General features: G+C 50.4%; 9 protein-coding genes. All 9 read left to right on the top strand.

Annotation, left to right across the window (positions count from 1 at the left end; translation table 11 throughout):
- Positions 1-3: 3 nt before the first annotated feature.
- The 9 genes from E3J62_01790 to E3J62_01750 are packed head-to-tail and all read left to right on the top strand — an operon-like array spanning position 4 to position 12834.
- A complete protein-coding gene (locus E3J62_01790) occupies positions 4-387 on the top strand; it encodes a (2Fe-2S) ferredoxin domain-containing protein (protein TET47341.1) in 384 nt (127 codons plus the stop codon).
- A complete protein-coding gene (gene nuoF / locus E3J62_01785) occupies positions 388-3495 on the top strand; it encodes an NADH-quinone oxidoreductase subunit NuoF (protein TET47340.1) in 3108 nt (1035 codons plus the stop codon).
- Complete coding sequence (locus E3J62_01780; protein TET47339.1) at positions 3476-5242, top strand: 4Fe-4S dicluster domain-containing protein; 1767 nt, start codon at positions 3476-3478, stop codon at positions 5240-5242. The genes nuoF and E3J62_01780 overlap by 20 nt, the downstream gene beginning before the upstream one ends.
- A gap of 8 nt (positions 5243-5250) precedes the next feature.
- A complete protein-coding gene (locus E3J62_01775) occupies positions 5251-8280 on the top strand; it encodes a CoB--CoM heterodisulfide reductase iron-sulfur subunit A family protein (GenBank protein TET47338.1) in 3030 nt (1009 codons plus the stop codon).
- Between the two features lie 39 nt (positions 8281-8319).
- Entirely contained in the window at positions 8320-8742 is a 423-nt protein-coding gene (locus E3J62_01770) for a hydrogenase iron-sulfur subunit (GenBank protein ID TET47337.1), read from the top strand.
- A 15-nt stretch (positions 8743-8757) separates the two neighbouring features.
- Entirely contained in the window at positions 8758-9903 is a 1146-nt protein-coding gene (locus tag E3J62_01765; protein TET47336.1) for a hypothetical protein, read from the top strand.
- A 13-nt stretch (positions 9904-9916) separates the two neighbouring features.
- Positions 9917-10597, top strand: a complete 681-nt coding sequence (locus E3J62_01760) for a 4Fe-4S dicluster domain-containing protein (GenBank protein ID TET47335.1) — start codon at positions 9917-9919, stop codon at positions 10595-10597.
- Positions 10598-10606: 9 nt separating this feature from the next.
- Positions 10607-12223: an FAD-binding protein gene (locus tag E3J62_01755; protein TET47334.1), complete on the top strand. Its 1617-nt coding sequence runs from the start codon at positions 10607-10609 to the stop codon at positions 12221-12223.
- A 2-nt stretch (positions 12224-12225) separates the two neighbouring features.
- Positions 12226-12834 carry a hypothetical protein gene (locus E3J62_01750; GenBank protein TET47333.1) on the top strand — a complete coding sequence of 203 codons (609 nt, stop codon included), beginning with the start codon at positions 12226-12228 and terminating at the stop codon, positions 12832-12834.
- The last annotated feature ends 26 nt before the right edge of the window (positions 12835-12860 follow it).

Raw genomic sequence — 12860 nt, 5'->3', positions numbered from 1 at the left:
TTGATGCCTAAGCTGAGACCCGAAGATTTGGAAAAGATTAGAGAGAGAATGAGGAAGATGACCATGCTGCGTGAGGGGGCAGGCAAGGCAAAGATTACAGTTCACATGGGGACCTGCGGGATAGCTGCTGGGGCGAGGAAGATAATGAGCACCTTGATGGCACTGCTTGAAGAGAGTGATGCAAAGGACATCATTCTTACCACATCTGGCTGTGCTGGGCTGTGCAGTAGGGAGCCCATGGCTACAGTTGAACTAAAGGGCGAAGCGCCTGTGAAGTATGTTGATTTGACAGAGGAGAAGATTCAGAAGATTTTTTCTGAGCATGTAATCGGGGGGAAGATAGTTACAGAGCATGCAATAGCCATAGGAAGCGAGCGAGTGTCGTAAATGGAAAGATATAGGACTCATGTCATGGTTTGTTCGGGCTCTGGGTGCGCCTCCAATGCGGGTTTCGATGTGAGGGGGGCTCTGGAGAACGAGATCAGACGATTTGACCTGGAAGATGAGGTTCTGGTTGCCTCCATTGGTTGTATGGGTGTGTGTGCGCAAGGCCCCATTATGATAGTACAGCCTGATGGCATATTCTACCAGTTGTTTACCAAGGAGGATATCCCTCACTTGGTGGAAGAGCATCTGCTCAAGGGTAGACCTGTAAAAAGGTTGATGTACACTCCTTCGGAGTGGGAGATGCCGATTCCGAAGATGAGTGACATTGGTTTCTTCGCAAAGCAGAGATTGATTGTTTTGCGAAACCGGGGATTGATAGATCCCGAGAACATCGAAGAATATATTGCTCGAGACGGATATAGGGCCCTGGCTAAAGCCCTCACTTCGATGAGCCCGGAGGAGATAGTACAAGAGGTCAAGGATTCCGGCTTGCGGGGAAGAGGAGGAGCTGGTTTTCCAACTGGGAGAAAATGGGAACTGGCCAGAAGTTCTCCTGGAGACGAGAAATACATAATCTGCAACGCGGATGAGGGTGATCCAGGTGCATATATGGATCGCTGTATTATTGAATCTGATCCACACTCCGTCTTGGAGGGCATGACAATTGGGGCCAAGGCTATTGGCTCTTCTCATGGTTTCGTATACATAAGAAATGAGTATCCTCTGGCATTGGAAAGGCTGACCAGGGCAGTTGAGCAGGCAAGGGACTACGGCCTCTTGGGGAAGAATATGCTTGGCACCGATTTCGATTTCGAAGTCAGTATCCATAGAGGCGCCGGAGCATTTGTTTGCGGTGAGGAGACGGCACTCATGGCATCGATTGAGGGTAGGGCGGGTCGTCCTCGTCCTCGTCCGCCTTATCCGGCAGAGAAGGGGCTCTGGGGCAAGCCCACCAACATCAATAATGTGGAGACCTGGGCAAATGTTCCCCCCATAATTCTCAGGAAAGCCAAATGGTTCTCAGATATCGGCACTGAGACCAGTAAGGGAACGAAGGTTTTCTCTTTGGTGGGGAAGATAAACAATACAGGGCTGGTGGAAGTTCCCATGGGCATACCTCTTCGTGAGATCATTTACGATATTGGTGGTGGAATTCCGGACAACAAGAAGTTTAAGGCTGTGCAGACAGGCGGGCCATCTGGAGGCTGCATTCCTTCGGACCTGTTAGACCTACAAGTGGACTATGAAGAGCTGGCGAAAATAGGATCCATAATGGGTTCAGGCGGAATGGTAGTGATGGATGAAACCACCTGCATGGTTGACGTAGCCAGGTATTTTCTTACCTTCACCCTGGACGAGTCTTGCGGGCAATGCACCCCTTGTCGGGAAGGTATTGAGAGAATGTTGGACATATTGACTGAGATATGCGAGGGACGAGGCAAGAACGGTGACGTCGACCTACTTGAAGAATTAGGACACGCCATAGTTGATGGCTCCCTTTGCGGCCTTGGCAGTACTGCTCCCAATCCAGTGCTGAGCACCATTCGGTATTTCAGAAACGAATACGAAGCACACATAAGACAAAAAAGATGTTCCGCAGCAGTGTGTACGGAAATAGTGTCCTCCCCCTGTCAACACACTTGCCCCATAGACACAGAAGCGGCTGTCTATATAGCTCTAGCCGCCCAGGGGAAGTTTAAGGAAGCTTTTGACGTAGTCCGAAAGGACAATCCCCTCCCAAGTGTCTGTGGACGTGTTTGCCATCACCCTTGTGAATACAGATGCAAGGCAAGCGAAGGAGGGGATCCAATTGCGATCAGGACGATAAAGCGATTTCTTACTGATTTCGCGATGGAATCGAATATAGAAAGCGTTGCCAAACCTGAACGTTCCAAAGAGGAAAGAGTCGCTGTTATAGGATCTGGTCCAGCCGGCCTTACCTGCGCCTACTATCTCACTCTCAACGGATATGGTACTACGGTCTTCGAAGCTCTCCCCGAAGTCGGAGGGATGCTGGCCATAGCAATACCACACCACCGTCTACCAAGAGAGGTTCTCAGTTTTGATGTAGAGTCAATCAAGAATGCAGGAGTCAAGATAGAAACGAATACTGCATTGGGCGAGGACATATCCATCGATGGTTTGCTTGAAGAAGGGTTTAAGGCAATATTTATTGCCATCGGAGCTCACAAAAGCCTGAAGCTTAATATCCCCAACGAAGACGCAGAGGGCGTGCTTGACTCAATAGAGTTTTTGAAGGCTGTTAATCTGGGCAAGGAAGTCAAGATAGGAAAGAAGGTGGGCATAATTGGCGGCGGAAATGCTGCGGTGGACGCAGCCAGAGTTGCTAACCGTTTGCCAGACTGTGAAAAGGTTACTATTGTCTACAGAAGGACGAGAGCAGAGATGCCTGCTTTCAAGGAAGAGGTTGATGAGGGAATTGAAGAAGGGATAGACATACAGTTCCTTGCCGCTCCTGTCAAAGTACTGACAAAAGACGGCAAAGTGACAGGGATTGAGTGTATCAGGATGAAGTTGGGAGACATAGATAAGAGTGGAAGAAGAAGACCTGTTCCGATTAAAGGTTCAGAGTTTACGGTTGAGTTAGATACTTTGATACCCGCCATCAGCGAACGACCGGATATTTCCTTCATGACAGAGAAAGACCAACTCAAGACCTCGAAGTGGGATACCGTCGTGGTCGATGAAGAAACACTGACGACAAGTCGAGCGGGGGTCTTTGCTGGTGGAGATGTGGTGACCGGGCCTGGCACGGTTGTGGAGGCTATTAGCGCAGGAAAAACGGCTGCTGAATCAATAAATAAGTTTCTAAGAGGACAAAGTCTGGCCCGAGAGTATGAAGTGACCAGACCATCAATGTATGTTGAATCGGTTAAGCTGACTGACGAAGAGATAGAACAGGCCCAACGTCCTGAAATGCCTGCTCTATCTGCCGAGGAGAGAATGAAGAATTTCAAAGAAGTGACCCTTGGATTCACTGAGGAGATCGCAATAAAGGAAGCAAGACGCTGTCTCCGGTGTGATCTGGGAACAGAAGATGCCAAGAAATTTCTAGAAGAGAGTAAGCATGGTAAATCTAACCATTGACGGTCAGAAGGTCGAAGTCGAAGAAGGAACGACCATCTTGAAGGCCGCGAAGGAACTGGGTATTGAGATACCGACCCTCTGCTATCATCCTGCTCTCGAGCCCTATCAGGCTTGTCGGGTTTGTCTGGTAGAGGTGATTCAAAATGGTCGATCCAAGCTGGTTGCGTCATGCGGCCAGATGGTAGCAGAAGGCATGGAAGTGAAAACTGATTCAGAGAAAGCCATGAACGCTCGTAAGGTGACTGTGGAGTTACTATTGGCCAGGGCGCCCGGCTCTGAGGTGATACAGGATTTGGCGAAGAAGGTGGGTATTGAGGCCCCGAGATTCAAAACAAAGGATGAAGAAGAGAAGTGCGTGCTATGCGGTTTGTGTGTAAGGGTATGCAACGAGGTGATGAGGGTGGGTGCCATTGGCTTTGCCAACCGTGGAGCAAAAATGGAGGTTACCCCACCGTACAAGGAGTTTTCGGAAGTGTGCACGACCTGCGGAGCATGTGCCTATTCATGTCCCACCGGGGCGATCACTGTTGAGGAGATTTCAGAGAGAACGGTGAACCCGCTACTCTCTGAATTCAATGAAGGCCTTGAAACGAGGCCATGTATCTACATTCCATTCCCCCAAGCGGTCCCCAACACGCCAGTCATAGACAGAGAGAATTGCATGTATTTCAAAACGGGAAACTGCAAAGTATGTGAAACCGTATGCCAGCCCAAGGCGATTGTCTATGATGAGGAAGACACCATCGTTGAGGAAGATGTGGGCGCAATTGTGGTGGCCACCGGTTACGACGTGATGAACAAGGAGGTTATCGAGGAGTACAATTACGACTCTTGCCCGGATGTCATAACTGGCCTCCAGTTCGAGAGATTGCTTTCAGCCTCCGGACCAACGGGAGGAGAGGTGAAGAGACCATCGGACGGCAAAGTGCCGAAAGAGGTTGTTTTTGTTCAGTGCGCGGGTTCAAGGGAGCCTGAAAGGTACCAGCCGTACTGTTCAAAGATATGCTGCATGTACACTGTCAAACATGCAATGCTCTACAAACACAGAGTCCACGATGGGCAGCCATACATCTTCTACATAGACATCCGCTCAGGCGGAAAAGGATATGAAGAGTTCGTTCAGAGAGCCACGGACGAGGACGGGGTCCTTTATTTCAGAGGAAAGGTTTCCAAGATATTCCAAGAAGATGGGCGAGTTGTGGTCTGGGGCGCCGATACCCTGACCGGAAAGAAAATAGAGATATATGCCGACATGGTGGTTCTGGCCACAGCCATCTTGCCATCTGTAGGTGCCGGCGAAGTTGCTAAGAAGCTGAAGATCAGTACAGATGAGCATGGATTTCTTTCAGAAGCTCACCCGAAGCTGAGACCTGTTGAGAGTTTGACCACGGGGATCTATCTGGCAGGCACCGCCCAGGCGCCAAGGGACATACCGGAGACGGTTGCTCAGGCTTCCGGGGCTGCTGCGAAGGTTATTTCCCTTTTCTCAAGTGACGAGCTGGAGCACGATCCAACAGTCTCAGAGGTGGATGAAGAACTCTGCGCAGGATGTGGATACTGTGTAAATGCGTGCGCCTATGACGCGATTCAGCTGGACCCCAAGAGAAATGTGGCCGTGGTGAATGAGGTCCTCTGCGAAGGCTGCGGTGGGTGTGCGGCAACCTGTCCGTCAGGTGCGATACAGCATAGGAACTTCACCAGAAAACAGGTTTTGGACATGGTTCATGTTGCGACCGAGGACTTCTAGGGGGGAAGATGGCAGAGCGGAAGACCAGCAAGAAGAAAAAATCCAAAAAGAGAAAATCGAAGAAGAAAGGAACGCCTGAACCTGCAGCACTCGTCATCGGCGCGGGCGTCGGCGGCATGAGAGCAGCCCTGGACATTGCCGAGTCCGGGCGCAAAGTCTATCTGCTAGACAGGAGTCCCAAGGTTGGGGGCACGGCATCTCAACTCGACAAGTGGTTCCCAACAGACGACTGCTCCCTCTGCAAGTTACTCCCGCCCTTCTATACGAGGGGAGCGGGTGAGTTCTGTTTAAGAAGAACTCTTATTCACCCCAATATTGAAATACTCACATCTTCTGAACTCGCGAAGGTGGATGGCGAAGCCGGGGCCTTTGAGGTGACAGTGGTACGGAGACCCCGGATGGTTGATAAATCAAAGTGTGTGGGGTGCAACAAGTGTATAGAGATTTGTCCAATAGAGGCTGAGGATGATTTCAACGAAGGTCTCATAAAGAGAAAGGCCATATACCTCTCCCATCCCAATGCCGTTCCCAATAACTATTGCATAGATGTAGATGCCTGCGATAAGTGCGGAAAGTGTGTTGAAGTTTGTCCGACCGACGCGATAAATCTGGATGCAAAAGAAGAGACTCTGGTCCTCTCAGTAGGGGCTATTGTTGCAGACCCCGGGTTTAAGACCTTTGCTGCTGATGAACTAGACGAATTTGGCCATAGCAGATATCCCAACGTCGTGACAAGCACCGAGTTTGAGAGAATGCTCAGCGGCACTTCACCGAAAGAGCTGGAGAAGATTCCAAAGAAGGTTGCTTTTTTCCAATGTGTCGGCTCAAGAGATGAGAAAAGACCATACTGCTCCTCAGCGTGTTGTATGTATGCGATAAAAGAGGCGAATCTGGTGAAAGACAAGTTTCCCGACTCTGAACCGACAATATTCTTCATGGACATGAGGGCGTTTGGCAAGGGGTATCACAGATACTACCAGGATGCTGCGAAACGTGGCGTGAAGTTCGTCCGTTCGAGAGTCCCCGCTGTTGAGGGTGTAACCGATTCAAAGGAACTCATCGTTTCCTATGAGGATGAATCCGGTAAGTTGATCGATGACAAGTTCGACATGGTGGTCCTTTCTGTTGGCCAGACAGAGCCGGCCTCAACAATAGACCTTGCCAAGAAGTTGGGCATCGAGTTAAACCCCTACGGTTTCTGCGGAGGGCTTCCCTTTGATCAGGTCGCAACGAGCAGAGACGGCATCTTCGTCTGTGGATCTTTCTCTTCGCCTGCGGACATACCCGACACAGTGGTCAGGGCAAGCGCTGCTGCGTGCGAAGCACTTAAGTTTCTTCCTGAATCTCCTGGAACTGCAGCCGTCTCTGACCAAGAAGAAGCAGTAGCCGAGCCTGTCATAGGTGTGTTTCTGTGTAGCTGCGGAGAGGACGTTTCGAATGTGGTTGATCTGCCCAGGATTGCCGAAGAGATTAAGAACCTACCGTATGTGAAGACTGTCAGTGATGTCAATTTTCTCTGCGTTACTGAGGGGCTGATGAAACTGACTGACGCGATAAAGGAGCAAGACCTCAACAGAGTAGTGGTGGCAGCTTGCAGCATACACCCATATGAGATGCTCTTCCGCAAGGCAGCAGATGCAGCGGGAATCGACCCTGAAATGCTGACTGTCGTGAACATAAGGGAACAGCTCTCGTGGGTGCATGAGAAATCTGTTGCAGCCACTGAGAAAGCCAAAGCTCTCATAGAAGGAGCAGTGGAAAAGGCTGCAGTAGTTAGATCCTATCCGACCCTGAGACAAAAAGTGGTGAAGCGAGCCGTAGTCATAGGAGGTGGAATCGCAGGCATCACAGCGGCCATTGACCTTGCAGACAGCGGGTTGCAGGTGGAGCTCATAGAGAAAACTGAAAGCCTTGGTGGCAGGGTGTTGGATAAGCGTGTCAGTTATGAAGCAGAAGATCTGTCTTCTCTTCTGAATAAGAAGATGAAGGCCGTCAGGGATAGTAAGAAAATCCATGTAAGGTTCAACTCTGAAATCAAGCAGGTCGAAGGCTGTGCCGGCGATTTCCAGGTGACTGTGGCAGCCAAGGGGAAAGAGGAAACGATAGCCGCAGGTGCCATAATAATCGCAGTGGGTGCTCAGGAAGAACGGACAGGCCATGAGACCTCAGAAAGGATCATTGCCCTCTCAGACTTCGAAAAAGACCTGTTCAAGCCCGATTCTCTAGTCGCAAAAGGGAAGAGCTTCGTATTTATCCTGTGCGTAGGCTCAAGGACAGAAGAAAGACCGTTTTGTAGCAGGGTATGCTGCTCGGACGCGCTGCTGAACGCTCTGAAGGTGAAGGAGATAAATCCTGATTCCGACGTCTTTGTCCTGTACAGAGACATAATGACGTATGGGTTCAACGAAGAGCTTTACACGAAGGCACGAGATGCAGGTGTGATATTTGTTAGATATGATCTGGAAACTTATCCGAAGGTGGAGGTCGTGGATTCAAGACCGAAGATAACCGTAAGAGATCCTCTACTGAACGAGGCTTTTTGTCTCAGACCAGACTACCTGGTTCTGGCTTTTGGCATGGATCCTTCTCCTGCTGTGGCAATAGCCAAGACGCTGAACCTGCGCATCACTGAGGACCTCTTCCTGGAGGAGGCAAACGTCAAGTTCAGACCAGTGGACCTTCCTAAAGATGGGATGTATGTTTGCGGCACGGCTCATTCACCCATGTCCATATCCGAAGCGATAACATCGGCACATGCCGCAGCGGCCCGCGCAGGCACTCTTTTGTCAAAGGACTACCTGCCCGCGCGTTCAGGAGTCGCTGAAGTGAACAAGAGAAGGTGTTCTGCGTGTGAGCTGTGCATAACCGCCTGTCCTTTCGAAGCAAGATACATGGATTACGATGAGATGATCGCCCAAGTGAGAGAACACATATGTCAGGGCTGTGGTACATGCACGGCGGTCTGCCCGAATGGTGCGTCAACACTGAGAAGATACGAAGAGAAGGACATCTTTGCCATGCTCGAGGTTTTGACTTGACGAATCGCCAAACGATGAGATAGAAAACCGGAGGATTATATGGCTGACTATGAACCCAAGATAGTGGGATTTCTCTGCAACTGGTGCACTTCTAACGCTGCAGACCTGGCAGGCACGTCCCGCATTCAATATCCCACAAACATAAGGCCAATAAGAGTGATGTGCAGTGGTTCGGTTGATTCCAGCTATATATTGAAAGCTTTCTTGGAAGGAGCAGATGCTGTCCTCCTGGGCGGTTGCCACCCGGGTGACTGTCATTATGTATCCGGGAACTACAAAGCCAGAAGAAGGGCAACCATCATGAAGACCGTGCTTAAGACACTGGGGCTCGGTGATGAGAGGTTCTGGGTGAGGTGGATTAGCGCGAGTGAAGGAAGGAAGTTCGCGGAGACGGTGCAGGAACTTGTAGATGAGATAAAAACCTCGGGTCGAAACCCCCTGGCTACACAATGGTCAGTATAGCAAGGAGAAAATGCTATGGGAAAGTTCTTCAAGCTGAAAATCGAAAATGAGAACGTGTCAGGAGCTATCAACCGTCTTCTAAAGTCCCTGCTGGAAAAAGGCATGGTTAAGTCAATACTTGCGCCAAAGGTTTCAGCGAATGGAACCTCCGTGTTGTACGCTCTCGTTTCTGCTCCCTCTGAGACCGAATCTATTGATATCCTCGCTCCGGTAATGCCGTTGAATGCCGCGAGTCTCCTTTCTGATGTGACCAGATTGGCCCGGCCCCTGCCAGAGGGTGAAGACGCTGAGACAGAACCAGTCCCAATAGCTGCCGTACTTAGACCATGTGAGTGGAGAGCCTCGGTAGAGCTCACCAAGCTCAAGCAGATAAACCTGAACGGGACAATCATCTTCACCAGCGACTGCTATGGGGCCCTTCCGGCAAAGACCTACACTGACGAGAGGCGACAAGGTGTTGAGTCGAAGCAGGCTTATGACAAGGTGAGATCTGGCGACTTTGATGAAGAGATGAGGTCAGCATGTCTTGTGTGTGAGCATCCTACAGTGAGCAGTTCTGATGTGATCATCTGCTTCATGGGCTCTGATCTGTCTGGCGAGCTGGTCCTGGAAGCGAACACCGAAAAGGGCGAGAAGATACTTGGTGAACTTGGACTGGAATCTGTTTCATCCTTCGAGGCCCACGAAAAGACCGTTGTTGAGGTAACTGAAAAGAGGGAAGAAGCGAAAAAGAAGATGTTTCAGGATGTGGCAGAAAACGTGGCTGGACTGGATAACCTTCTCAGTCTTCTGGCTAACTGCGTCAACTGCCATAACTGTATGAGAGCCTGTCCCATATGCTATTGCAAAGAGTGCTTTTTTGACTCCGCCACCTTCGAGGCTGAGCCTGGGAAGTATCTGAGCAGGGCACAGAAGAAGGGTGCTCTCAGAATGCCTTCTGACACACTACTTTTTCACCTTGGCCGGCTGAATCATATGTCCTCATCTTGTGTTGGATGCGGATCTTGCGAGGAGGCGTGCCCCAATGGTGTTGAACTCCTCAAGGTTTTCAAGACGGTGGGCAATGAAGTCCAGAAGGTTTTCGAATATGTTCCGGGAAGAGCATTTGACGAGGAGCTTCCTCTTGCTACCTTTCGGGAAGATGAGCTGGAGCCGCGTTGAGGGGAGGTGAAGTATGGCCGAAGAGAATATTGACATCTACATAATGGGCAAGAAATACAGTGTGCCCAAGAGCTTGACCATCATGAAGGCAATGGAATACGCTGGCTACATGCTGGTGAGAGGATGCGGTTGCAGAGGTGGATTCTGTGGTGCATGCGGAACGGTGTACAGAACTACAGACGATTACAAGATAAAGGTCGGTCTTGCCTGTCAGGCGATGGTGGAGGATGGGATGTATCTTACTCAGATACCGTTCTTCCCTGCCAACAAGGCGGTCTACGACATAGAGAAGATGAAGCCTACTGGCGAACAGGTACTCAAGGAATATCCAGAGCTAGCCAGATGTGTCGCATGTAATACCTGTACAAAGATTTGTCCTCAGGATATTCAGGTAATGGATTATGTTCAGGCTGCGCTGAGGGGAGATATCGCAAGGGTTGCAGACCTTTCTTTCGACTGTATCATGTGCGGGTTATGTGCCGTAAGATGTCCCGCTGAAATTGTACAGTACAATATTGCCGTCCTGTGCAGAAGGCTTTACGGCAAGTACGTTGCCAAGAAGGCAAAGCACCTGCAAGAGATGGTTGCTGCCGTGGGAGCGAGCAAGTTCGATGACGAGCTCGGAGAACTCATGTCTGCAGACCAGGACAAGCTCAAGCAGCTTTACAAAGACAGAGATATGGAACCTCGATAGGGGGTCAAGGTGTACACTGAATCTATGAAGGAATCTATCAAGAAGCTTGAAGCCACCCGCCCGGAGAGGACGAAACAGGAAATACCACTTCTCTCTGCGGAAGAGAGACAGAAACTTCTGGAGGAGTTCCACCCCGACTTCAAGAAAGGCTCCATGAGAGCCCTCCAGGTTGGACCAAGCAAAGGAGAAAAGACACCGCATGAATTTGCCGACCTGTTTGAGGCTTATAGCCTTATTGACCCGGAGAAGTATGACCTCTCCCAAATAGACTACGAGACCGATGTTCTGGTAATAGGTGGGGGAGGGGCAGGTGCGTCCGCTTCCATACTAGCACAGGAGGCTGGTGCCCGAGTTCTGCTGGTAAGCAAGCTAAGACTGGGGGATGCGAATACCAACATGGCCCAGGGTGGAATACAGGGGGCGGACAAGCCCAATGATTCCCCGGTCCAACACTACCTTGACGTTATCGGCGGCGGAAGGCTTTTCAACATCCCTGAATTGGTCAGAGCTCTGGTTATTGATGCGCCCGAGATTTTATCATGGCTTGAACAATTGGGCGTGATGTATGACAAGGAACCGGACGGAACGATGATCACCATTCACGGAGGAGGCACGTCGAGAAAGAGGATGCACTCGGCAAGGGACTACACTGGCGGCGAGATAATGAAAACCCTCAGGGACGAAGTGAACAATCGACCGATAGACGTAATCGAATTCTCGCCCATGGTGGAACTCTTGATCGACGGAAAGAAATGCACCGGTGCGATTCTTTACAACCTGGAAACGAAAGAATATGTGAATGTAAGGGCCAAGACTACAATCATTGCCACTGGCGGAAGTGGGAGACTCCACGTCCAGGGGTTTCCAACCACCAATCACTACGGGGCCACAGGTGACGGGCCAGTCATAGCCTACAGAGCAGGATGTAAAATTATCTTTCTGGACACCATACAATACCACCCTACAGGAGCAGCATTCCCTGAACAGATCCTCGGTCAGCTGGTCACTGAGAAGGTGAGGAGTCTCGGGGCGCAACTGGTCAATGTAGAAGGGAACAGATTCGTCTATGAACTGGAGACAAGAGATGTAGAGGCTGCGGCCCTCATAAGAGAGTGCACAAAAAGGGAAAAAGGAGTGGTGACCCCGAGCGGCATGAAAGGGATATGGCTCGACTCCCCGCTCATAGAGACGCTCAAAGGAGAAGGGGCCATAAAGAAGAACCTTCCTGCGATGTACAGGCAGTATGAGAGATTCAACCTGGACATGTCCAAAGAACCGATACTCATCTATCCCACCCAGCACTATCAGAACGGTGGACTCGTGATAAACGACAGATGCGAGACGGAAATCGAGAACCTCTATGTGGCTGGGGAAGCGAGTGGTGGAATTCATGGGAGAAACCGGCTGATGGGTAACTCGCTACTAGACGTCGTAGTGTTTGGAAGAAGAGCAGGAAGAAATGCTGGAGAGAAGGCGAAGTCGGTCACTCCGGGCCGACTTACGCTCGAGCATGTCAAAAACTACCACCGGGAGCTGAAAGAAGCGGGAATAGACCCATCCAGAAAGGCGCCGGTTCTTCTGCCTGATTATCGAAGGGAAGAAATAAGAAAGAAACAGGCCATGTGAACATGAAAGTGATTCTGCTAATTGCCGTATCTTTCGCTGTTCCATTTTCTGGATGTAAGATCGGAACCGGCTCGAATGAAGATTACTTTCCGCTGGCAGAAGGCAATCGTTGGGTCTGGGTAGGAGGAGTAGTCCCGTCCCAAGGAGATACGATAGCCTGGGAGATCGAAGATAAGGTGGTTGGACCTACCGGAGAGTCAGCCTGGAAAGTCTCGCAGAAAAGGTTCTGGCTCGAGAAAAAAAGGACTTTCAAGGATTCGATAAATCTCCAGTGGAAGTCCAACCTACTCCTCATATACAACAATCTAGCTGACCCTAGCGCAGATACGGTTCTCAACTACCCACTTCGGGATGGCAGAGAGTGGGCTGTACGTCAGGTAAGGGGCGTGCTGAGAACTGCTCATGTCAGCGGAATGGAGAACGTGGAAACGCCTTATGGTAACTTCGCGAACGCGCTGCGGGTCGACTGTGAGGACAGAAGAATCCCAAATGACAGCCTCGTTATGAAGGCGACTGACTGGTACGTGGAAAACGTGGGAAGGGTGATGACCAGAGTTGAAGTAAGAGGACAGGTCTGGGAGATGAGGCTGACGAGCATGGAGCTGCACTAAAAGACACACATCCAACCTGCCAACAT

The organism is candidate division TA06 bacterium (genome assembly GCA_004376575.1).
GTDB lineage: Bacteria > Hydrothermota > DG-26 > E44-bin18 > E44-bin18 > E44-bin18.
This window is presented reverse-complemented; position numbering and strand designations above follow the sequence as displayed.

What these genes read in the sequence shown, in the direction of transcription:
- E3J62_01770 (TET47337.1), top strand. Translation starts at nt 8,320, where the DNA reads ATGGCTGACTATGAACCCAAGATAGTGGGATTTCTCTGCAACTGGTGC.
- E3J62_01790 (TET47341.1), top strand. Translation starts at nt 4, where the DNA reads ATGCCTAAGCTGAGACCCGAAGATTTGGAAAAGATTAGAGAGAGAATG.
- E3J62_01780 (TET47339.1), top strand. Translation starts at nt 3,476, where the DNA reads ATGGTAAATCTAACCATTGACGGTCAGAAGGTCGAAGTCGAAGAAGGA.
- E3J62_01750 (TET47333.1), top strand. Translation starts at nt 12,226, where the DNA reads ATGAAAGTGATTCTGCTAATTGCCGTATCTTTCGCTGTTCCATTTTCT.
- E3J62_01775 (TET47338.1), top strand. Translation starts at nt 5,251, where the DNA reads ATGGCAGAGCGGAAGACCAGCAAGAAGAAAAAATCCAAAAAGAGAAAA.
- E3J62_01765 (TET47336.1), top strand. Translation starts at nt 8,758, where the DNA reads ATGGGAAAGTTCTTCAAGCTGAAAATCGAAAATGAGAACGTGTCAGGA.
- E3J62_01760 (TET47335.1), top strand. Translation starts at nt 9,917, where the DNA reads ATGGCCGAAGAGAATATTGACATCTACATAATGGGCAAGAAATACAGT.
- nuoF (TET47340.1), top strand. Translation starts at nt 388, where the DNA reads ATGGAAAGATATAGGACTCATGTCATGGTTTGTTCGGGCTCTGGGTGC.